This window comes from Lentibacillus sp. (assembly GCF_035301925.1).
Taxonomy (GTDB): Bacteria; Bacillota; Bacilli; order Bacillales; family Amphibacillaceae; genus Lentibacillus.
In genome coordinates, this window is record NZ_DATGTI010000097.1 from 1 (window position 1) to 22461 (window position 22461).

The 22461-nt window shown below is 43.6% G+C and carries 24 protein-coding genes and 2 pseudogenes; 17 read left to right on the top strand and 9 right to left on the bottom strand.

The window, feature by feature from the left end; translation table 11 throughout:
* The 3 genes from VK080_RS08425 to VK080_RS08435 all read left to right on the top strand — a co-directional run.
* The coding region (locus VK080_RS08425) for an ATP-binding cassette domain-containing protein (protein WP_324224324.1) at positions 1-1008 on the top strand (1008 nt) is incomplete at its 5' end.
* Between the two features lie 55 nt (positions 1009-1063).
* Positions 1064-1927, top strand: coding sequence for a fructosamine kinase family protein (locus tag VK080_RS08430; protein WP_324224325.1), 864 nt, complete (start codon positions 1064-1066; stop codon positions 1925-1927).
* A 117-nt stretch (positions 1928-2044) separates the two neighbouring features.
* Entirely contained in the window at positions 2045-2497 is a 453-nt protein-coding gene (locus VK080_RS08435; protein ID WP_324224326.1) for a DUF2269 domain-containing protein, read from the top strand.
* 197 nt (positions 2498-2694) lie between these two features.
* On the opposite strand, the gene VK080_RS08440 is transcribed toward VK080_RS08435, so the two are convergent.
* Both VK080_RS08440 and pepT read right to left on the bottom strand, forming a co-directional pair.
* Positions 2695-3714: a D-alanyl-D-alanine carboxypeptidase family protein gene (locus VK080_RS08440; RefSeq protein ID WP_324224327.1), complete on the bottom strand. Its 1020-nt coding sequence runs from the start codon at positions 3712-3714 to the stop codon at positions 2695-2697.
* A 297-nt stretch (positions 3715-4011) separates the two neighbouring features.
* Positions 4012-5244: a peptidase T gene (gene pepT / locus VK080_RS08445; protein WP_324224328.1), complete on the bottom strand. Its 1233-nt coding sequence runs from the start codon at positions 5242-5244 to the stop codon at positions 4012-4014.
* A 174-nt stretch (positions 5245-5418) separates the two neighbouring features.
* On the opposite strand from pepT, the gene VK080_RS08450 reads away from it, so the two are divergent.
* The 3 genes from VK080_RS08450 to VK080_RS08460 are packed head-to-tail and all read left to right on the top strand — an operon-like array spanning position 5419 to position 7452.
* The gene (locus VK080_RS08450) at positions 5419-6261 is read left to right on the top strand and encodes a sulfurtransferase (protein ID WP_324224329.1); all 843 of its coding nucleotides are present in this window, start codon (positions 5419-5421) and stop codon (positions 6259-6261) included.
* A 2-nt stretch (positions 6262-6263) separates the two neighbouring features.
* Entirely contained in the window at positions 6264-6893 is a 630-nt protein-coding gene (locus VK080_RS08455) for a DNA-3-methyladenine glycosylase I (RefSeq protein ID WP_324224330.1), read from the top strand.
* 40 nt (positions 6894-6933) lie between these two features.
* A complete protein-coding gene (locus VK080_RS08460) occupies positions 6934-7452 on the top strand; it encodes a hypothetical protein (RefSeq protein ID WP_324224331.1) in 519 nt (172 codons plus the stop codon).
* Between the two features lie 143 nt (positions 7453-7595).
* Here VK080_RS08460 and VK080_RS08465 read toward each other — a convergent pair whose 3' ends face one another.
* Positions 7596-7985 (bottom strand): helix-turn-helix domain-containing protein, encoded by a 390-nt coding sequence (locus VK080_RS08465; protein ID WP_324224332.1) that lies wholly within the window; start codon positions 7983-7985, stop codon positions 7596-7598.
* Between the two features lie 189 nt (positions 7986-8174).
* Here VK080_RS08465 and VK080_RS08470 point away from each other — a divergent pair, with 189 nt between their 5' ends.
* The 3 genes and pseudogenes from VK080_RS08470 to VK080_RS08480 form a co-directional block, all read left to right on the top strand.
* Positions 8175-8897 carry a MerR family transcriptional regulator gene (locus tag VK080_RS08470; RefSeq protein ID WP_324224333.1) on the top strand — a complete coding sequence of 241 codons (723 nt, stop codon included), beginning with the start codon at positions 8175-8177 and terminating at the stop codon, positions 8895-8897.
* Between the two features lie 148 nt (positions 8898-9045).
* Positions 9046-9264, top strand: a complete 219-nt coding sequence (locus VK080_RS08475; RefSeq protein ID WP_324224334.1) for a hypothetical protein — start codon at positions 9046-9048, stop codon at positions 9262-9264.
* Positions 9261-9851, top strand: a pseudogene (locus VK080_RS08480) (ABC transporter transmembrane domain-containing protein); the annotation flags it as partial. The gene VK080_RS08475 and the pseudogene VK080_RS08480, both read left to right, overlap by 4 nt.
* A 214-nt stretch (positions 9852-10065) precedes the next feature.
* On the opposite strand, the gene VK080_RS08485 reads toward VK080_RS08480, so the two are convergent.
* A complete protein-coding gene (locus VK080_RS08485; protein WP_324224335.1) occupies positions 10066-10605 on the bottom strand; it encodes an HD domain-containing protein in 540 nt (179 codons plus the stop codon).
* A gap of 226 nt (positions 10606-10831) precedes the next feature.
* Between VK080_RS08485 and fni the strand changes: the two genes are divergently transcribed.
* The 8 genes from fni to VK080_RS08525 all read left to right on the top strand — a co-directional run bounded on the left by fni (position 10832) and on the right by VK080_RS08525 (position 18846).
* Positions 10832-11881, top strand: a complete 1050-nt coding sequence (fni, locus tag VK080_RS08490) for a type 2 isopentenyl-diphosphate Delta-isomerase (protein WP_324224336.1) — start codon at positions 10832-10834, stop codon at positions 11879-11881.
* Between the two features lie 439 nt (positions 11882-12320).
* Positions 12321-13184, top strand: coding sequence for an MBL fold metallo-hydrolase (locus VK080_RS08495; RefSeq protein WP_324224337.1), 864 nt, complete (start codon positions 12321-12323; stop codon positions 13182-13184).
* Between the two features lie 139 nt (positions 13185-13323).
* Entirely contained in the window at positions 13324-14049 is a 726-nt protein-coding gene (locus VK080_RS08500; RefSeq protein WP_324224338.1) for a DsbA family oxidoreductase, read from the top strand.
* A 205-nt stretch (positions 14050-14254) separates the two neighbouring features.
* Complete coding sequence (locus VK080_RS08505; RefSeq protein ID WP_324224339.1) at positions 14255-15208, top strand: ABC transporter permease; 954 nt, start codon at positions 14255-14257, stop codon at positions 15206-15208.
* On the top strand, positions 15198-16148 hold the full coding sequence (locus VK080_RS08510; RefSeq protein ID WP_324224340.1) for an iron chelate uptake ABC transporter family permease subunit: 951 nt from the start codon (positions 15198-15200) through the stop codon (positions 16146-16148). Before VK080_RS08505 ends, VK080_RS08510 begins: the two co-directional genes overlap by 11 nt.
* Positions 16142-16900 carry an ABC transporter ATP-binding protein gene (locus VK080_RS08515; RefSeq protein ID WP_324224341.1) on the top strand — a complete coding sequence of 253 codons (759 nt, stop codon included), beginning with the start codon at positions 16142-16144 and terminating at the stop codon, positions 16898-16900. Before VK080_RS08510 ends, VK080_RS08515 begins: the two co-directional genes overlap by 7 nt.
* 18 nt (positions 16901-16918) lie before the next feature.
* Positions 16919-17869 (top strand): siderophore ABC transporter substrate-binding protein, encoded by a 951-nt coding sequence (locus VK080_RS08520; RefSeq protein WP_324224342.1) that lies wholly within the window; start codon positions 16919-16921, stop codon positions 17867-17869.
* Positions 17870-18087: 218 nt separating this feature from the next.
* Positions 18088-18846 carry a SurA N-terminal domain-containing protein gene (locus VK080_RS08525; protein ID WP_324224343.1) on the top strand — a complete coding sequence of 253 codons (759 nt, stop codon included), beginning with the start codon at positions 18088-18090 and terminating at the stop codon, positions 18844-18846.
* Positions 18847-18908: 62 nt separating this feature from the next.
* Here the strand turns inward: VK080_RS08525 and hisC are convergent, their stop codons facing one another.
* The 5 genes and pseudogenes from hisC to hisB form a co-directional block, all read right to left on the bottom strand.
* On the bottom strand, positions 18909-19994 hold the full coding sequence (gene hisC / locus VK080_RS08530) for a histidinol-phosphate transaminase (RefSeq protein ID WP_324224344.1): 1086 nt from the start codon (positions 19992-19994) through the stop codon (positions 18909-18911).
* A complete protein-coding gene (gene hisIE / locus VK080_RS08535; RefSeq protein WP_324224345.1) occupies positions 19987-20634 on the bottom strand; it encodes a bifunctional phosphoribosyl-AMP cyclohydrolase/phosphoribosyl-ATP diphosphatase HisIE in 648 nt (215 codons plus the stop codon). Before hisIE ends, hisC begins: the two co-directional genes overlap by 8 nt.
* 4 nt (positions 20635-20638) lie before the next feature.
* Positions 20639-21397, bottom strand: coding sequence for an imidazole glycerol phosphate synthase subunit HisF (gene hisF / locus VK080_RS08540; RefSeq protein ID WP_324224346.1), 759 nt, complete (start codon positions 21395-21397; stop codon positions 20639-20641).
* On the bottom strand, positions 21398-22108 hold the full coding sequence (hisA, locus tag VK080_RS08545) for a 1-(5-phosphoribosyl)-5-[(5-phosphoribosylamino)methylideneamino]imidazole-4-carboxamide isomerase (protein WP_324224347.1): 711 nt from the start codon (positions 22106-22108) through the stop codon (positions 21398-21400).
* 221 nt (positions 22109-22329) lie between these two features.
* Positions 22330-22461: pseudogene (gene hisB / locus VK080_RS08550) on the bottom strand (imidazoleglycerol-phosphate dehydratase); the annotation flags it as partial.

Here is a 22461-nt window from a genome sequence, read left to right on the forward strand (position 1 = left end):
GCTTTTTTCGGGTGGCAAACCTGTTTATCATTCCGGGAAGAAGTATATCCATATACCCATTTCGTCTGTCCAAAGGCAGGTTCAGCAAATGGGGGTATGGATATGTTTATTTTTAAAGCAAACGGACTCAGCAAGGAATGGAATGGCAAAACACTATTCACAGGTATTGATATCAGTTTGAAAAAAGGTGAGCATGTCGCGTTATTCGGACGCAATGGCACTGGCAAAACAACACTTTTGAACGGTTTATTGGGAAACATATCATTTGATTCCGGTTCTGTTCAGCGTTTTGTGCCTGCGAAGGACTGGGGGTATCTTGAACAGGATCCGGATAACGGTGATCTGACAGTGTTGGAGTTTGTCCAAAGCGCCTCAGTGAAAGTGTATGCTTTAAAGCAGCAGATGGAAAAGTTACAGGCACAGCCGGAATTTGATATGGAAAAATACATGCGTATCTACAATGCCTTTTTGGATCATGACGGCTTTCTGCTTGAGGGCAAAGCTGAAAGTGCATTGCACCGGGTGAATCTTCCGCCATCTGTATGGCGGTATCCATTTAATCAGCTGAGCGGTGGCCAAAAAACACGGGCACAATTAGCGCAGCTCGTTATGCAGCAGCCTGAATGTATTATCATGGATGAGCCGACCAATCATTTGGATAAGGAAACAATGGAATGGCTGGAAGAATGGGTTGTGAGTTATTCGAGTGCCATCTTGTTCGTGTCACATGACCGTTATTTTTTGGACAGGACAGCAGATGCGATTTATGAGCTCAATCCGGATTCATGCAGACGCTATGAAGGCGGCTATACTGCATACCAGCAGCAAAAAGAGGTTGAATGGCGCACACAGGAGACACTTTATCACAAACAGCAAAAACGAAAAGAAGAATTATTGGCTGCAATCCGCAATTACCGGCAATGGTATCAGCAGGCACACAAAGCAGCCGGGACAAATGATTTTGCAAGATCCAAATCAGCCGGATACAGCAGGACCTTCAACAGTTGAGGCAGTGACATGATAATATAGGGAAAGGTGAATCTGTTCTGAAAGGAGTTTCCTGATGAATCAATTTATTGAAAAGGCATTGCACCAGGCGGGTGATAATTCGGCAATGAAGCAAATAAAACGGGTGGCTGGCGGATCGATTAATGAAAGTTATTTTGTGGAAACGGATGTGCAGCAATACTTTATCAAACATCATGCCGATGCACCGAATCGCTTTTTTGAACTTGAAGCGAAAGGTCTGGAACTGATCAGGGAAACAAATTCGATTGCTGTGCCGGAAGTATTCACGTATTCAGATGCAAGACAGAACGCATTTCTCGTTATGGAATGGGTGGATGGCGTCCCTTCAGCCGATACAGATTGGAAACTTGGTGACCGAATTGCTGCTATGCATCAGACATTTGGAGAAAAGCATGGTTTCAGTGATGATACCTTTATTGGAACGCTTCCACAATCGAATGGATTATTCGCAAGCTGGCATGAGTATTACAGGGATCGTCGCCTTGCCGCCCAATTACGGCTGGGAATCGACAGGGGCAGAATAACTGGCAAGCGGCGGAACCGTATGGAATTATTGATCGAAAACCTCGGAAAGTGGGTTCCTGATGATGCTGAACCCTCCTATCTGCACGGTGATCTGTGGGGCGGCAACTGGCTGTCCGGTCCTCATGGTGAACCATATGTCATCGATCCGTCATTCCTTTATGGTGACCGGCATTTTGAACTGGCTTTTACAGAAGTATTTGGTGGCTTTTCCTCTGAATTTTACCGGGCTTATCAGGAGCGGTTTCCGTTATCTCCGGATTATGAGGCGATTAAACCGCTGTATCAGTTGTATTACTTGCTCGTCCATTTAAATATGTTTGGTGAGTCATATGGGAGGTCTGTCGATACAATTTTGAAACGTTATGTCGGGTGACCATCCCGTTCACAACTTCGTCAAAAAAGTATCCTGTAAATGTGCTGAATCTCACAATTTCTCCGTATGTTAAATCATGTATGATGGAGGTACATGATGCGAATGGTGGGATAGTCTATGACATTTTATGATTTTCTCGTTTTTATACATGTGTTTTCAGCCATCCTGGGAATGGGCCCGGGCTTTGTCATGATATATATTGTAACCAAGGCTGAGACGATGACTGAACTTAGGCATGCATACATTATCCGGAACCGGCTGCATATTTTTGTGATGGTTGGCGGAACATTGCTCCTGATCACCGGTCTCTGGATGGGCGTGTTGAACCCTTCTTTATTCAGCCAGGGCTGGTATGTGGTGAGTCTTACATTGTTTCTGATCGCGCTTGCTTTTGGGCCCTTAGTATTATCACCACGGTCGAAGCCTATCAAACGCTTGCTGAATGAACATCAGGGCGACGATATACCCGATGAATACTATGCACTGTCCAAAAAACTATTTTTCTACGAGCGGATTGAGAATGTGATTTTTTTGATTGTGATCGCGTTAATGATATTGAAGCCATTTTAAAAAAGGTGCAGGGGGAAGCTGCTGATTCTGATATCCTGATACAATCTACAGCGAAACGTTTCAGTCTACAGCGATTATTTATCAATCCGCAGCGCCGTTCTATAGACTGGAACTATTGAACACTTTTTTAGTGCCCTTTATAATAAAGCTGATGTCATCTGATTGACATCAGCCAAAGTGTTTATACTTTATCATTTTTAAGTAGCCTCTCCTAAATACTCTTCCAATGTGATTTTCTGATCCATGATGTCGGTAGCGGCCTTTTCACCGACATACCGCAGATGCCAGGGTTCATATTGGTATTGGGTAATGTTTTCTTTACCTTCCGGATACCGGATGATAAACCCGTATTCAGCCGCGTGCTGTTTGAGCCACTTACCTTCATCAGTTTCGCCGAATGCCGTGATTAACCGAAAGTCGACATCCGGGCTGGTCACATCCATTGTCAAGCCGGTCTGATGCTCACTTTCCCCGGGACGTGCGCTGAAGTTGTTGGCCGCTTCTTCACCGTGCTCCGCCACATTGGCAGCAAAAATGGCGTCCTGTCTGTCATAGGAGCGGTACCCGGATTGTGCATACAACTCAAGCCCCGCTTCATCCGCTGCTTTGAACATATCTTCCAAAGCTGTTGCCGCCACTTGCCGCATTTGTTTCTTCGGTAAAAAATCTTCAAACGGGAAGCGAACGTCCGGAACAACCAGATTCAGAGGTTCAAACCCTTCCGGCAGCGCATTTTCCTTGTTGACGAGCGACAGGATTTCATGTGGGTTGCTGATCACATTGGAATCATTATCAGGTTTTGCAAGGCCGGCTCCCGCCTCAACGGTCTCCTGATTATTGAGTGATTGACGGAGTGCATCTCTTGTCTTTTCGTCATAAATACCGGTGACTGGCAAATCTTCCTGCTGTATTTGATAGTCTGTAACAGCCCATGTTGTCATGTCATCATATGTGCCATTTTGGCTGATGTCATAGCCGATTTGGTTTAATGCTTTTTGCAGGGAGCTTACTGAGGCATTCTCGCTATCGTTTTTTTGCAGCTGTTCCTGTGGCAGTTGTATTTGACTGGCTGCCGGTTCCGTCTTCTCCTGGCTGTTTTTTTCATCCTTTGGTACTTGATTGGTATCTTGCCCGTTTTCCGTTGCCTGGCTGCAGGCGGTGATTAAAAATATTATGGCAAACAGCGCTAAAATGGCTGTTAGACTTTTCTTGAACATCCCATTTTCTCCTCTGTCATTCTTTTTCTTGTCACTATGCTATCATAACACTTCATGTTCGGGGCGGTCTATTGCCAATCAAGGTTTAATAATTGATCAAATATTTGATTGATCCCCGCTGGCAGGATGTGTGGCCATGTTAAAAGCCAGGCGCTATATAAAGAACTTGGCTTTCTTAATAACATCAGAAATTACAGTGTCATTTTAGCGTTGCAATCAGCTAATATGCCGATTTCTTCGTGTCTGACTCCCGGCCTCCGTCTACTGTGTAAACAGATGGATACCGGGTTTTTCCAGTCATGATCTTTCCCCAAATAGCCTGCAAATCTCAACGATGACATGCGTTGCTTTCTCCATATTGTTGACGGAGATATATTCAAATTTTCCGTGGAAATTTTCCCCACCCGCAAAAATATTCGGTGTCGGCAAGCCCATGTAGGAAAGCTGTGAACCGTCAGTGCCGCCGCGGACAGGTTTTACAAGCGGCCTGATATTAAGGTTTTCCATTGCCTGGTACGCGACGTCAACAATTTCTTTAACAGGTTCGATTTTCTCGCGCATGTTGTAATACTGATCCTTCATCTCAATCTCAGCAGACCCTTCGCCATATTTCGCGTTGATTTCATCAGCGAATTGCCGCATTGTTTCTTTTCGGGCTTCAAAGTTATCCTTATCAAAATCCCGGATAATATAGGAAAGGGTTGTTTCTTCTACATCGCCATTAATGTTGAGCAGATGATAAAAGCCTTCATATTTTTCCGTATGTTCGGGTGATTCCTTTTCAGGGATTTTGCTGATGAATTCTGTGGCCATTTTGCCGGCGTTGAGCATTTTGTTTTTGGCTGTGCCGGGATGGACACTGTTGCCATGAAACGTGATTCTGGCAGCTGCCGCGTTAAAGCTTTCATACTGCAGTTCACCCAGTGGCCCGCCATCCATTGTATAGGCATATTTGGCGTTGAATCGTTCTACATCAAATTTATGTGGTCCGCGGCCGATTTCCTCATCAGGGGTAAAAGCAACACGAATGTTTCCGTGTTTGATTTCCGGGTGATCAATCAGGTAAGCCATTGCCGTCATGATTTCTGCAACACCGGCTTTGTCATCGGCACCAAGCAAGGTGGTGCCGTCAGTTGTGATTAATGTATGGCCTTTATAACCCGGCAGTTCCGGAAAGTCCTTGGCGGATAAAACAACACCTTTTGCTTCGTTTAAAGTCAGGTCACTGCCGTCAAAGTTTTCTACGATTTGCGGGTTCACGTTTTTACCGGTAAAATCCGTCGCCGTATCGACGTGGGCCAGAAAACCAATGGTTGGAATGTCTTTTTCGGTATTGGCAGGCAGTGTTGCCATGACGTATCCATTATCATCGATTGAGACATCCGCCATACCAATTTGTTTTAGTTCATCCACAAGCAGGTTGGCTAATTCCAGCTGCCCCGGTGTTGACGGGATTGCCTCACTGGATTCATCCGATTGGGTATCGATTTTGGCATAGCGGGTGAAACGTTCAATCAACTCTTTTTTCATTATGTATCCAGCTCCTTTGATCGTTAAAGTCCAGTTTATTATTCTATTTTACCATTATGATAATCAAAAAATGAAGATTAAGCGGGTCTGTTCATCAGCTTTTCCATCGGTTAGAATAAAAGTGAAGACAATACACGTAACTGACTATAAAACTTTAAATTGGGAGGTAGCAGGATGTCTGTTGTGGTAAGTGATGAATGGCTGATGGAACGATTGGAAAATGCCCCTGATCAAACAGTCGTGGTGGATACACGCTTTGATTTGACAGATCCGGACGCCGGCAGAAAAGCATATTTGCAAGGACATATCCCGCAGGCGGTTTATTTGGATTTGGACAAAGATTTATCAGAAAAAGCGGCCAAACATGGCGGCAGTCACCCATTGCCCGATATGGAGATGTTTGCGGCAAAAATAGGCAACATCGGAATTGACCATCATACAACAGTGGTGGTTTATGATCAGCAGAATGACATGTTTGCTGCACGCCTCTGGTGGCTCTTGCAATATGCGGGACATGAAGATGTTCATTTGCTCGATGGCGGCATTGAGCAGTGGGTGGAAGCTGGTCGTGATGTAACGACCGAAATACCGGCACTTGAGGCCAAGGAATTTAAGCCAAATATCCGGGAAGAGGATGCGGTTGATATCAACGAAGTAAAAGAAAAACTTCAGAACCGGTCCGCAACGTTGATCGATTCACGTTCACGGGAAAGGTATCTTGGCGAAACCGAACCGCTTTATAAAAAAGCCGGTCACATTCCCGGTGCAAAAAACTTCTTTTGGAAAAATGTGTTTGATGCGGACGGAAAATGGAAAGGGACCGCGGAACTCGAAGAAAACTTCGGCTCCTTATCCAAAGATGACGAGATTATTGTTTCCTGTGGTTCCGGTGTTTCCGCGTGTCCGAATGTGCTTGCGCTGAAGTCAGCCGGCTTCAAAAACGTGAAGCTGTATCCCGGCAGTTTCAGTGACTGGATTTCCTATGATGAAAATAAAGTCGAAACAAAGGATGAGTGAGAATGAACAAACGCTGTGAATGGGTAACAGACGATCCAATTTATATTGAATATCATGATCATGAGTGGGGGAGACCAGTCCATGATGATCAGAAATTATTCGAAATGCTGTCTCTGGAAGGCGCACAGGCAGGGCTGAGCTGGATTACAATTTTGAAACGAAGAGAAAATTATCGGAAGGCATTTGACAATTTCGACCCTGAAAAAGTCGCTCATTTTGATAGTGACAGAATTCATAAACTTATCCAAAACAAAAACATCATCCGGAACCGACGCAAAATCGAATCAGTGATTACCAATGCCATGGCCTTTTTGAATATACAGCGGGAATTCGGCAGTTTCGATCATTATATTTGGCAATTTGTCGGCGGTGAGCCAATTCTGAATGATTGGGCCGATCATGCGGTTGTCCCCTCATCAACAGAGGAGTCGGAACAAATGAGCAAAGACCTCAAAAAACGTGGATTCAAATTTGTTGGGCCGACAATTTGCTATGCGTTTATGCAGGCAACAGGGATGGTAAACGATCATACGAGAGATTGTTTTTTGTATCATGGAGGGTGGGACGCGGGGTCAGACCCTTTGTCCCACTTTTTTATCGATAAGGACTTGAACATCACCCCCTCTCTCTAGTAAAATACGGCATTGTGTACGTTTGGAAAGGGGGGCGAACATGGTTCAAAGTGCTTTTTTGGAGACGAATGATCACAGAAGCAAAGAAGACATCAAATATGATCTCGACACACTGGAAATTCAGCTATTCAGGATGCAGGAAAACATTAAAAAGATCGCCAGGGATGCGGACATCATTGGGATTGATCAGACGACCAACAATGAATGGGTTGTGATTTATGCTTATAAAAACGGGGATAGCTGTCAGCTAATGCTGCATAATTGCACAAAACCATACCGAGGTGACTGGCATTCAGCTATTCAGGCGGAATACAAGGAGAATCAATATCTGCACATTGCTGATATTAAAGGCGAAGAAAATAAAGGCTATGGCTCTGTCCTGATGAAGCATTTGAAGGAAGAGGCCCGTAAGGATAATCGGCCATGTATTACAGGCGATATTGTTAAGCGCGACTTTGATCATGTTGAAAGACTGAAACATTTCTACAGCAAACATGATTTTGATGTGACAATTGACCATGAGACACAATCCGGCAAAATTATGTGGGTTGATGCGTGAGGAGGCTATTTCTGAATGGAGGAATAGTCTTTTTTATTGGAAGGTTGATTTTAAGTAAGTAATCATTTAGCCGAGTTGTTAGCATCTTTAGTGGCTTCAAGGTGTGAAGTGAGGTCTGCTAGAAGAAGGATCAAAAGAAGACGTTATTGTGTCGGCGGTGATTCTCTGGAAGAAGAGTGCTTTTTACTGAATGTGGGATCAACTGCATCCATTTCTTTTTCTGATTGAAATTGTCTTTTTGGGATTTTATAACCTTTTCGTTGGGTTTTGCCAGGGCTTCCGTCGGTTTTGTATTCAATTTTTTCTTCAGCAATCCATTTATATACAGTTTGTTTATTCACATCAAACAATTCTGCTACATCCTTCACCGAATAATATTCCGGGGTGTCATCATCGGATATACTGACATGTGCGACTGAATTTAGTTCTAGAATCAGTTTTTGAATATAGGGATCGGACAAATCAGTTTCTTTTTCAGTTTCATAGGCTAATTTCAGGATAATGTCACGTGCGACCTTTGTTTTGTTTGCCACTTCTGCTCACCTCCATCTTTATTATAACGTATCATTAAACTTATTAAACATTTTATAACTATTATATGATCTTTAGCCACATCATCAGGCTTTCAAAAAGATAAAGATTTTTTCTCAAAAACCCCTTGCACCTCCAGTCACGTTAGGTCTTATAATCAAGTTATACAAAGATTGCAAGGAGGAAATAAAGTGGGAAAACAAAGCAGCTATACGATTGGCGAGTTCTCAAAGCGTACCAATGTGTCGATAAGAACCCTGCATTATTATGACGACATCGGCTTATTGCAGCCGCAAAAACATCCCAGCTCCGGGCATCGGATTTATGCCGATGAAGACGTGTTGACACTGCATAAAATTATAACGCTCAAATTTTTAGGGTATCGCTTAGAAAAAATAGGGGAAATCCTGCACGAACCAAGTTATACCGTGGATCTGAACGAAACATTAAATCTGCACCTGCAAGCATTGGAAGAAAAGAAAGTGCAGATGGAGGCATCCATCGCCGCCATTAAAAGAACCAGCAAATTGCTGGAGGCAGAAGGTGAAATAGACAGTTCGGTACTGATGAGCCTGATCAGCAACATGCAGACTGAACGAATACAAATGGAGTGGATGAAAGAATATTTGCCTGATGATATGATCGACATCCTTTACAATAAAACGGCAGAAGAAAAGCTGGCTCTGGAAAAAGAATTTGTCCAATTTTACACGGATATTAAAAAACTGGCAGGAGAGCCAATTGACAGTCCTGAGGTACAAAAATTGATGCAATCGTATATTCAATTTTCTTTTCCTACTTGGGGGAGGACGCCGTTCAAATACTGGGTAGCATCGAAATGGAAGAAAAGGAGATTGAGAAGTTTGAAGATCTTGCTCCCTCACCATTTACAGCGGAAGAAGAAAAATGGCTGAATGAGGCTATAGAATATTATATGGAACAAACAGAAATGCTGACAGAAAAAGGGGAAGGGTAAATCCTCTGTCCTAACTGACAATGCGGGTATCGGGTTTTTGTGCAGAAAACCAAAAACAATATTTATAAGAAACAAGGAGGTTATTTATGGAAGCTATAACTGATTCCAACGATTCCATTAAAGTTGTATTTGTGTTTCAAAAAAATGAACAAATGGAGGAAGTGACACTCAATTCATCCCAATTAACGGCATTGTTAAATTCCAAACAGGTGTGGATTGAAACATTCGCTGCAAACCTAAAAATAGAAAACACTGTCTGGTCTTATGGCAATCGTAAAGTTTCTCTGCAAGTTTACCTGAAATAGTCAAAAGAGGAGTCAATTCCTATGCAGAAAAATCGAACTTAAAATCATTTTTGTCCCTCATCTTATCCACCAATATTCCCAAGCTGGCGCTCATATTCGGGCTGATTGGCAGCGTTCTGACAACATTTGTCGGGTTGACTATTCCCCTTTTGACGAGAGAGCTGGTAGATGGTTTTTCTGCTGAAGCGTTGGGAGCAGGCCTGATGATTACGATTGGCGCCGTTTTCATTTTACAGGCCCTGATTGACGGTGTATCTACATACTTGCTTGCCGCGTCTGGCCAGAAAATTGTTGCCGGTCTGCGTAATAAAATATGGCTGAAGCTTATCCGCCTGCCTGTGAGCTATTTTGACCAGCAGGCAAGTGGTGCTTCAGCAAGCCGGGTGGTCAATGATACAGGGGTTGTAAAGGATTTGATTTCTCAGCACTTCCCCCAGTTCATTTCCGGCTTGATTACCATCATTGGATCGGTCACGATATTGCTGATCATGGATTGGAAAATGACCGTGATCATGCTGCTTGCAGTCCCTGTCACCATCGCCATCATGATACCCCTGGGCAGTCAGATGGCAAAGATATCCCGCGGACATTAGATATATCGACCAAACAAACAGGAATATCAACCGGACAAAAAATATATCAACCAAGTAAGAAATATATCAACCGAATAATGAAGATATCAACTCAATACAGTGATCAATGGGGAGATGGATGGGGACGCAAGTGGGGTAATTATGAGATGAGCCCGAAAACTCAAATATAAGCGCGTACCGGCAAATATAAGTCATAGCATCAAGCCACTCAGCCAAACACCCGCTTCACCGTATTTTTAAATTCCCGGAAATAATCGGGTATTTCATCTTCACCCAATCCGGTGCTCATATTCTTGGCGATCGATTCGTTGTACCACTTCTGCTGTTCGTATCCTGCGTTAAAGTTGTCCCATAATGCATCGCCCTGGAGCTTATATTCCTTTTCTATCGACAAAAGATTATCCAATTTATCAGCCACGATCAGATATTTCACATCTTTTGCGGCGTATTTGACGGTGTCGATGGTGTGCTGTTTGCGTTCCTGCCATGTTTTTGATTTATCTTCCGTATGGGCAGAGACAAGCCTTGCCACCTGGATACCAAATTCCTCTTCAATATCCTCTATTTCATAAGGCGTGTCTTCCACGACGTCATGCAAATAGCCGGCAGAGACCAATTCATCGCTGAACCCGGACTTTTCCAGCCGCTCAGCTACGCGGATGGGATGGGTGATATAAGGATCACCGGAACTTTTCCGTGTCTGGCCTTCATGGGCTTTTTCAGCAAATTCTTTAGCTTTCTGTTTCATCGATTGGCCTCCTGAAAACCTCAGATTGGTAGTAAGTATACCAGTCGAATGCTGGATCTGCAATTGTTCCGGGGGACAAAGGGTCTGATCCCGGGGGGACAAAGGGTCTGACCCCGTGTCCCCCGGTGACTGTCCCGGTCAGATCCGTTATCCGATAATTTTGTTTTAATCCAAATCAATTACTGGTATTATAAAAGAAATGACATTAAAGTTAGGATGAATCGTGATGAGCGAAGGTATAAATAAACGTAAGACTGAGCATATCCGGCTTTGTCTAACCGATAATGTGGAGGGTGTGGACAAATCAACAGGGCTTGAAGGGATTTCATTCATACATAACGCATTACCGGAGATCAATTTTGCCGATATTGAGATCGGTACCCGTTTTCTGGACAAGCCAATCAACGCCCCATTTCTTGTCAGTTCGATGACCGGGGGTTCAGAACTGGCAACACAAATCAATCAGAATTTGGCAAAAGCTGCTGAAGTAAAAGGATGGGCGATCGCACTCGGATCAACGCGGGCGCTTCTGGAAAGTGATGCCCATCAGGAGTCGTTTTTAATCCGAAAACATGCACCGCGTGTTCCGCTGATTGCCAATATTGGCGCGGTCCAGCTAAATTATGGCTATGGCCCAGAGGAATGCCGCCGGATTGTTGAGCTGACAGGGGCAGACTCGATTGTTTTGCATTTCAATCCGCTGCAGGAGGCCGTGCAGGATGGCGGTGATCTGAACTTTGAAAATCTGCTGCCTAAAATCGAAAAAGTATGCGCTGCTCTCGACGTCCCGGTTGGCGCAAAGGAAGTTGGTTTTGGCATCGACGGAACGATTGCTGAAAAATTATACGACGCCGGTATTTCCTATATCGATGTTGCAGGTGCGGGCGGAACATCCTGGAGCCAGGTTGAAAAACTCCGCTCGAATGATCCGCTGAAAAAAGCGGCGGCGGAAGCATTCAATAACTGGGGTATTCCGACAAAAGATTGCATTGTTTCGGTAAGGAGCGTATTACCGGCTATTCCGCTCGTCTCCAGCGGCGGGATGAAAACCGGTATGGATGCAGCCAAAGCACTGACCATCGGTGCTGATGTTATAGGTTTTGCCAGAAAATTACTGCAGGCAGCAACTGAATCGGATGCAACCGTCATTGAAACGATGGACCAAATCGAACTTGAACTGAAAATGACGATGTTCGGCATTGGTACTAGAACCCTTGATGAATTGAAAAACACAAAGCGCGTATCCATCATGGGTAAATCATTGCTCGAATATTGATTGGAAAAACTGTTTACCCAATTGGTGAGCAACTTTTCCACGTTTCGTAACATATGCAGCAGATAACATTATCAAAAAGAGGTAATACAGCTGTACAAACGATTTCTCTTCAATGAAAAAATTAAGTGATAAAACCCACAAAGAAGGGGCGATAAGAAATGGTCAAGCAATCTCAATGGCAGTGAAACCGGGAAGAGATTGAATGTAAAATTCCAATACAAACGTCGGTAAACATGAAAACGCCAAAGTTTGAATGAAAACCGCCAGAGTTTAGCCCAAAACCGCCAGAGTTAGGAACATAAACGCCAAACTTGACCGTCAAAACGCCAAAGAATCTCACTTTCGACCTTAAAGTCTTATGCGAAAGGCTGTTCATCGTAAAATATATGGTTATAATCCGGAAACCTCCAGATACTAATACGAAAAGGAGGTTTTCCATTTGGATAAAGAAATGCACGAGCCTAAAGATAATAAGTTCATTCCAATGACGTCGATTACGAGCGGTTCAGGACGGGAAATTATCAATGATGTCTATTATTACACCGATCAAATTGCCAATATCGCTTTTCTCGGTTATCCGGATAAAGGTGGCTGGGTGTTGGTTGATGCCGGGCTGCCGGGTGCTGCAGATGAAATCCGTTCAGCTGCTGCAGATCGGTTTGGAGAGGACTCGAAACCGTCTGCCATCATTCTGACGCATGGACATTTTGATCATGTCGGCGGGTTGGTTGAGCTGGTGGATGAATGGAATGTTCCGGTATACGCTCATGAGCTCGAGATGCCGTATTTAACCGGTGAAAAAAGATACCCCGAGCCTGATCCGGGTGTCGAGGGGGGCGTGCTGGCCAAAATATCCGGTATTTATCCGAATGAACCCATTAATTTAGGTGATGCTGTCAAACCGCTCCCTGGCGACCATACAATACCCGGGCTGGATGACTGGGAATGGATCCATACACCAGGTCACACACCGGGACATGTATCATTCTACCGGGAAAATGATTCCTTGCTTCTATCCGGGGATGCGTTCATTACCGTGAGGCAAGACTCGTTTTACAACGTGCTGATGCAAAAAGATGAGGTAAACGGCCCGCCCCGTTATTTAACAACGGATTGGGAGGCAGCAAAGAAATCCGTGGAAAAACTGGAAGCACTAAATCCGGACATTGTTGTACCCGGCCATGGCACGGCAATGCGCGGTGAAGAGCTGACGGAAGGATTGCGCCATCTTGTTCAAACGTTTGATCAAACGGCAAAACCGGATTACGGTCGTTATATCGATGATGACCAGCACAAGCATTAGATGGCATGATTTTGGCGGAAACCAACGTCCTGCCACTGTGACCGAAAAGACGTTGACACCTCCGAAAAGTGTTTTAAGCACAATAGTTCCTGTCAAATTTGATGCTGTGCTACAATAAACCCAGAAATGGGGTGTTTAGATGAAAATAGACGTATGGTCAGACTTTGTGTGCCCGTTTTGTTATATCGGCAAACGTCGATTGGAAGGGGCACTGGAACAGTTTGCGCATCGCAATAATGTTGAAATAAGCTATAAAAGCTATGAACTGGACCCAAACGCTGAAGAAAACCCTGACCAGAATATCCATGAATACCTTGCCAATCAAAAAGGAATGTCGTTTGAACAGGCAAAAAGCATGAACGAAAGCCTGGGAGAGCAAGCTGCTGAAGTGGGATTGACATACAACTTTGATACGATGCAGCATACGAATACATTTGATGCTCACCGTGTCGCTAAATATGCTGCTGTAAAAGGCAAGGGAAAAGAAATGACCGAACGCCTTTTAAAAGCATATTTCACTGATTCCGAATTGATTAGTGATCATAAAACGTTAGTTAAACTTTCCGGTGAGGTTGGTCTGGACAAGGATGATGTAACTGCTTTACTGAAGGCAGATGATTATGCCGGCGATGTCCGTGCTGATGAGAAAGAGGCAGAACAATTGGGTGTGCAGGGTGTTCCGTTCTTTGTTTTCAATGATAAATATGCTGTATCCGGAGCCCAGCCGCAGGAAGCCTTTTCCGAAGTATTGGAAAAGGTGTGGGAAGAAGAGAATGAAAAACCGGTATTGCAATCATTGAATCCCAAAAAGTCCAAAACCACGTATTGTACCGATGAGGGCTGTGAAATAGTAGAAGAAGATTAATATGGAATAACAACCGAAACCTTTGAAAAGATGATGTCTTTTCAAAGGTTTCTTTTTTATTCACAGTTTTTTAATGAGTTATGTTGCAGTTGTCACAAAATCTGATATAATGGCTGTAATTCTAATTGATAATGAATTTCATTATTAATTAGATTAGACTCATTAAAAAATAATAACAATTATAAAGTGTATTCGAGGGTTTTTTATGAAGATTTGGCATCTGGTACTGGCAGCAATTGTTTTATCATTCACTTCCGTATTTATCGGTGTATCAGACATTGCGCCGTGGAAGATCTTCAGTTTATCTGAGGACCAGCTGGAGATTTTGATGATCAGCCGCCTGCCAAGGCTTGCAAGTATCCTGATTGCCGGGATGAGTATGAGCATATGCGGACTTATCATGCAGCAGCTGAGCAAAAATAAATTTGTTTCACCGACAACCTCGGGTACATTGGATTCAGCCAGACTGGGGATTCTGGTTGCGCTGATGATTTTCACGTCTGCCAGTCCACTGCAAAGAATGTTTGTTTCATTTGTATTTGCTCTCTTGGGCACATTCATTTTCATGAAGATTCTGGAAAAAATAAAATTCAAGGATGCCATTTTCATACCATTGGTTGGTCTGATGTTCGGGAATATCATCAGTTCAGTCGCCACATTCCTTGCTTACAAAAACGACTTGATTCAGAATATGTCATCGTGGATGCAGGGCGACTTCTCGATGATCATGAGCGGCAACTATGAATTGATGTATGTCAGCATCCCGATTCTGATTATTGCTTATTTATTTGCAAACAAATTTACCATAGCAGGGATGGGCGAAGATTTTGCCCGAAATCTGGGGCTGAATTACCGGCAGGTCGTCAATATTGGACTGATTATCGTGGCACTGGTGACAGCATCCGTTGTGTTATCAGTCGGGATTATTCCATTTCTTGGGCTGATTATTCCGAATATCGTAACGATTTATCAGGGTGATCATTTAAAGAAGAGTCTGATACATACAGCACTGCTGGGGGCAAATTTTGTATTAGCCTGCGATATTATCGGGCGAATTATCATTTATCCGTATGAAATTCCGATCAGTCTGACAGTCGGTGTGATCGGAAGTGGCATATTCATTTATCTGCTGCTGAGGAGAAAGAAATATGGGCTATAAGAAAAAAACAGTCATCCTAGCCATTATCGCAGTAGTTATCGCCCTGATTTACATTTTTTACGACCTGACAGGCAACATTAGCTATATTCTGCCACGGCGGATCACCAGTGTTGTCGCTATCATACTGACCGGTTCGTCCATTGCATTCGCGACAACGGTGTTTATGACGATTACGAATAACCGTATTCTAACACCGAACATTTTGGGACTGGATTCACTATATCTCTTGCTCCAAACCTTTATCATCTTTGCATTCGGATCACGGTCGCTGGTCATGATGAGCAGCAGCATCAATTACTTTATATCAGTCGGTATTATGGTGCTATTTTCATTGCTGCTCTACCAATTTTTATTCAAAGGCGAAAACCACAACATTTATTTTCTGCTTTTGGTCGGTATGATTTTGGGAACGTTTTTCGGCAGCTTTACCGATTTTATGCAAGTACTGATTGACCCGAACGAGTTTATGGTAGCCCAGGACCAGATGTTTGCCAGTATCAATAACGTAAACGAAGACCTCGTTTATTTATCACTTGGCTTAATGGCACTTGTCCTGCTTTATTTCATCCGGTTTTATAAGTATCTTGATGTGCTGGCGCTGGGAAAAGATCAGGCTATCAACCTGGGTGTTCCGTATAATTATGTTGTAAAGCGGCTTCTGATCGTTGTGGCAGTTCTGATTTCAATTGCCACAGCGCTGGTTGGTCCGATCACCTTCCTTGGGTTATTGGTTGTCAATGTAGCATATGAGTTTATAAAAACGTTCCGCCATTTTTACATCATCATTGGCTCAGTACTGATCAGTATCATTGCACTTTTGGGCGGACAGTTTCTTGTCGAGGAATTATTTGCATTCCAAACAACACTTAGTGTGGTTATTAACTTTGTCGGCGGTATTTACTTTATCTATCTTTTATTAAAGGAGAATAAGTCATGGTAGATCTGAAGCGGGTTTTTAAAAAGTATAATCAGAAAAATGTCATCAATGATGTCTCGGTTTCGGTGGAAAAAGGCACGATTACGTCATTCATAGGGCCAAATGGTGCTGGAAAGAGTACACTTATTTCGATGATCAGTAGACTGATTGCCAAGGATGAAGGCGATATTACGATTGACGGTAAAGATATCACTAAGCAGAAGAATAATGATATGGCCAAAAAGATTTCCATATTGAAACAGAGCAATAATGTAAACCTGCGTCTGACGATCCGTGAACTGGTTTCATTTGGCCGTTTCCCATACTCTCAGGGCAGGCTCAATGAAGAAGACTGGGCAAAGGTGGATGAAGCGATCGATTATATGGAACTTCGCGATATTCAGGATAAATTTCTTGACGAACTTAGTGGCGGTCAGCGGCAGCGCGCTCATATCGCCATGGTTATCGCCCAGGACACCGAATATATTTTGCTTGACGAACCATTGAACAATCTGGATATGCGCCATTCTGTACAAATCATGAAAACATTGCGCAGGCTGGTCGACGAACTCGGCAAAACGATATTGATTGTTATACATGATATTAATTTTGCTTCATGCTATTCAGATCAGATTGTTGCACTCAAAGATGGTGAAGTCGTCAAACAGGGCCGTACCTGTGACGTCATTGACAAGTGTGTACTTCGAGAAATATACGACATGGACATCGACATTAAGAACGTTAATAATCAAAGGATCTGTGTATATTTTGCGTAGCAGGAGGGATCAACATATATGAGAAAAGCGCTGTTAATAGCGATTCTAGGTATTTTAGTCATGGTAACTGCCGCATGCGGCCAATCATCGAATGGCAGCGGAGACGATTCAGGAAATTCATCCAGCGAGCAGGAAACGGTAACAGTTACACATGAACTTGGAGAAACGGACGTGCCAAAAAACCCTGACAAAGTAGTGGTTTTTGATTTCGGCATACTGGATACACTTGATAAACTCGGCATCGAGGTGGCAGGTGTTCCAAAAGATGCGATTCCATCCTATTTGGAAAAATATGAAGGTGAGGATTACGAAAATGCCGGGAGTCTGAAGGAGCCGGATTTTGACAAACTGGCACAAATCAATCCGGATCTCATCATTATTTCAGGGCGGCAGGCGTCGTTGCATGAACAATTAATGGAAATTGCACCAACCATTCACCTTGGTGTTGACACAACACGGTACATGGAATCATTCAAGGAAAATATGAAAACGGTCGGAAAGATTTTTGATAAAGAAGAGGAAATCGACCAGGAACTGCAGACGCTTGAAAAATCGATTGCCGATTTGCAGGAAAAGGCTTCATCAAGCGATAAAAATGCATTAATTATTCTGGCTAATGATGACAAAATCAGTGCATATGGGCCAAGTTCCAGGTTTGGCCTCATTCATGATGTGTTTGAAGTTCCGGCGGTTGATGAGAATATTGAGGCGTCCACACACGGCATGAATGTTTCGTTTGAATATGTCGTCGAGCAGAATCCGGATATGCTTTACGTCATTGACCGTGGTGCTGTTGTGGGAAGTGACTCTTCGGCAAAACAGGTTGTTGAAAATGAGCTTACCAAAAAAACAAAAGCATACCAGAGTGATAATATCGTTTATTTAGATCCGGATTATTGGTACCTTTCCGGTGGAGGGTTAGTCTCTGTTCAGGAAATGATCAATGAAATTTCAAATAGTCTGGATTAATACAGAAGCAGGGGATTGGTGATGATGCCAATCCCCTCATTATATACGGCAGAATTAAGTAAAAGTACGGGGAAATTGTAATTGAAATGTTAATGAAGGCCATCAAAGCTGCTGGCATGGGGTATCACATAAAATAGCTTGTATAATAAAACTTGCGATTGTCCCATAAAATATGTTTGAATGAAAGAACAATGACAGGAAATGAGGGAAATCCAATTATGAAGAAGTTTATGATGATTATGATGGCGCTTGGTCTCGTTGTCGTTTTAGCAGCATGTAACGATGACTCTGAAGATAATAATGAAAATGGTTCTAAAGAAAGTCAGGATGAACAAGCCTCTGGACAGCAGGAAATGCCTGAACCGGACTTGGAAGGTATTCCGGATGTTGTAGCAGAAGTGAATGGTGAAGAAATAACCGGAGACGAATTTGAAAGTACTTACCAGGGTCAATTTCAGCAAGTGGCTATGCAATCACAAATGACCGGGCAGGAACTCGACCAGGATCAATTAAAACAGCAGGTTGCAGAAAGTATGGTAGGTACCGAACTGATCATACAGGAAGCAAACAGTCGTGATTACAGTGCTTCGGAACAAGAAGTCGATGATACATTGAGTGAATTGGCAGAGCAGGCTGGTATGGATTCAACAGATGAGGTAATGTCCACTTTGGAAGAACAGGGCATGAATGAGGATGAAATCATGTCTCAACTTGAAACGCAAGTGAAAGTCGATAAATTAATTGCCGAAGAATCAGGGGATACTGAACCAACGGAAGAAGAACTGCAAGAGGCTTACGATCAGTATAAAGCTCAGCAGGAACAAGCGAGTGGAGATGGAGAAGAGGCAGATATTCCTTCTTTTGATGACATGAAATCAGATCTTAAAACCCAACTGACGCGACAAAAAGAGATAAAAGCACAGCAAACGCTGATTGATCAGCTTCGTGAAGATTCAGACGTGACGATCAATCTATAATCGGACAAAAAGCCAGGTTCTAATGTTGAACCTGGCTTTTTGTACTTAATACAGATCTATTTTCAGTTCTTAACAGCGGATTCCTTAATATGCAGGATAACGTTGTCCAACACCTCTAAAAAATGTTTCATCTGCTCATCGGATCCGACCGTGATACGGAGGTAATGCTCGATATCAGGCTTATCAAAATGGCGCACGAGAATTCCTTGCTGTTTTAAACGCTGATAGAGCGATTCAGCTGAAATTTTATAATGTGAAACAAAAATAAAATTGGCTTGCGATGGCAGTACGTGAAATCCGCGCTTTTTCATCTCAGGAATCAATCGCTCTCTAGTGTTGATAATTTTTTGGATCGTCTCCTGAAAGTAGTCTTCATCTCTGATCGCTGCTGAGGATCCTGCGATGGCAAGACGATCAACCGTATAGGAATTGAACGAATCTTTAATCCGCTTCAGCCCTTCAATCAGCCCCGGGTCACCAATCGCAAAGCCGACACGCAATCCGGCGAGCGACCGTGATTTCGACATCGTCCTGACAACCAGCAGATTCGGATATTTTGTAACCAAAGAAACAGCTGAATCGGGTGCAAAATCGATATACGCTTCATCAATGATAACGACATTTTCCGGATTATTCATCACAATGTCCTCGATGACCGCTACATCGAGATATAAACCTGTCGGGGAATTCGGATTCGCTATGACAACACCGCCTTCAGCTCCGAAAAAATCCTCAGCCGGTATTGTGAAATCACGGTTTAAAGCAATTTCGTCATAAGGAATATTAAACAGTTTCGCGTATACCGGATAAAAACTGTACGTAATCGCAGGGAAGCAGATTTGGTTATGCGGTTCAAAAAAGGCCATAAACGAAAATGCCAGTATTTCATCGGATCCATTTCCGATGAAAATGGTATCCTTGCTGACGTGATAATAACGGCTGATTTCGTTACAAAGTTCATCAGCATCGGGTGCCGGGTATAAGTGTAATGTCCGTTTCATTTCTGAATGAATTGCTTCAGATACTTGTGGTGATGGGCCGTACGGATTTTCATTTGTATTCAGTTTAATAATGTTCGGATCATTCAGCTGTTCACCCGGGACATAGGGTTTTGTGCGTTTGACGGTTTCGCTCCAGAACTTATTCATTGGCGCTTCCTTCCTTTGCCGCATGACGTTTGGCCAGCTCCTGTTTAATATCTGAAATGGAAACCCCCATTAATTCCATCAGGACAAGTGTATGGTAGGTTAAATCGGCCATTTCCCATACGATTTCGTCACGATCGGCATTTTTGGCACCGATGATGACTTCACTTGTTTCCTCGCCAACCTTTTTAAGGATTTTATCAATTCCTTTATCAAATAAATAAGTGGTGTAAGACTCTTCTCTTGCCTCGTGACGCCGTTGTCTGATGAGGGCAGCCAATTCACTCAAAGTGATTTCCTCAGGTGTGTCATCACGGTTTAGCAGTGTATGATAAAAACACGTTTTCTGTCCGGTATGACATGCGGGTCCGAGTGGCGCAACCTTCACGAGCAATGAGTCGGCATCACAGTCGTAACGGATGTCTCTGACAAGCTGCCGGTTGCCGGATGTTTCCCCTTTATGCCAGAGCTCTTGTCGTTTTCGGCTGAAAAACCATGTTTCGCCGCTTTCAATTGTCTTGGCCAGCGACTCCTTGTTCATATAGGCCAGTGTCAGCACGTCATTTGTCCTGACATCCTGTATGATCGCTGGAATCAACCCGTCCTTGTCAAATGTGAGTTCCTTCAGTTGTTCGTCATCCATGTGGTTACCTCCTGACTGTAATACCGTTTTGCTCAAGATAGACTTTCAATTCGGGTATACTGATATCGTTATAATGAAAGACTGATGCTGCCAGTGCTGCATCAGCATTTGCTTTTGTCAGCACCTCAGCAAAGTGATTGTTTGCTCCGGCACCGCCGCTAGCAATTACAGGGATATTGACATTGTCGGCGATGGTTTTGGTCAAATCCATGTTATAACCACTTCTGTCCCCGTCCGTATCGATCGCATTCACGACGATTTCGCCGGCACCAAGCTGTTCGCCCAGTATAGCCCATTCGGTAGCGTCCATACCGGTATCTTCCCGTCCGCCTTTAACAAAAATGGTCCATTGTCGAGGTCCGGTCTGTTTGGCGTCTATTGAGAGCACGATGCAGTGACTGCCGTACTTCCAGGCTGCTTCGCTGACCAGGTCCGGGTTTTTAATGGCAGCGCTGTTGATGGACACTTTGTCTGCTCCAGCTCTGAGTGCCTGATGAACATCATCAATGCTGCGGATACCGCCCCCGACTGTAAACGGAATGGCGATTTCGGCCGCAACTTTTTGAACGATGTCAAGGAATATCGGCCTCTCTTCATGTGATGCTGTAATATCATAAAAAACGAGTTCATCCGCGCCCGCTTCATTGTAACGTTTAGCAAGTTCAATCGGATCGGCCACATCGCGAATGTTCTGGAATTTATGCCCTTTGACGACCCGTCCTTTATCAACATCCATACATGGAATAATTCGTTTGGTGAGCATTTAAGTTTCCTCCCGTATTGCTTGAAAAGATAATGTGCCATCGTACAGTGCTTTGCCGATGATGGCTCCATACAAATTCATATGTTTCAGTCTGCGGATATCCGCTTTGGATGTTACACCGCCTGATGCAATGACGTTAATGGAAGTCAGTTGATTAATCGTTTCGAGTTCCTGAAAATTTGGCCCCTTCAGCATGCCATCCTTTAAAATATCGGTATAAATGACTGTGGTGACACCAATTTCTTCAAGTTCTTTAACGAGATCCGCCGCCTTCACATTACTCGTTTCCGTCCAGCCATCAGTCGCCACATAACCATTTCTGGCATCAATCGATACGGCGATTTGATCACCACATGTACTCACTGCTCTTTTCAGAAATGCTTTGTCACTGATAGCTGCTGTCCCGATGATGACCCGCTCCGCGCCTGCTGACAGATAATCGCGTATGATATCCAATGAGCGGACACCGCCGCCGACCTGGACAGGGATATTAACCGCATGTACAATATCGCGGATTGTCCCAATATTTGCTGATACACCATCTTTGGCACCATCCAGGTCAACAACATGCAAAAACTCAGCCTGGCTCTTTTCCCACTGTTCAGCAACTAAAGCAGGAGAGTCGTGGTATATTTTTTCGTTATTATAGTCCCCTTGAATAAGGCGGACACATTTACCGTTCCTGATATCAATTGCTGGAAAAAGGATCATGATAGCATCGCTCCAAAATGTCGTAATTGTTGCAGTCTAGTGCACTGCTTTTTTCCGGATGATTGCCGGCGCAGTGTGAAATGCAAGAAATGATCGTTTATAAGAAAAGTGCTTTTTTAAAGGCAGGTGTTTTGCACCGAGTTTACGAAGGTGCAAAACGCCAATTCGCGCGACAAGCCCGCCAATTCGCGCGAGAGGTCTTTCCCGGGCTCAAGTTCTACCTAGAGTGACCCCTTGGTCGATGGGATGCCCTCGATTCTGTCGTTCAGTGATGCAGCTTGATCAAGCACCCGACCGAAACCTTTAAAAATCGATTCAATAATATGATGGCTGTTTGATCCGTATACCAAATT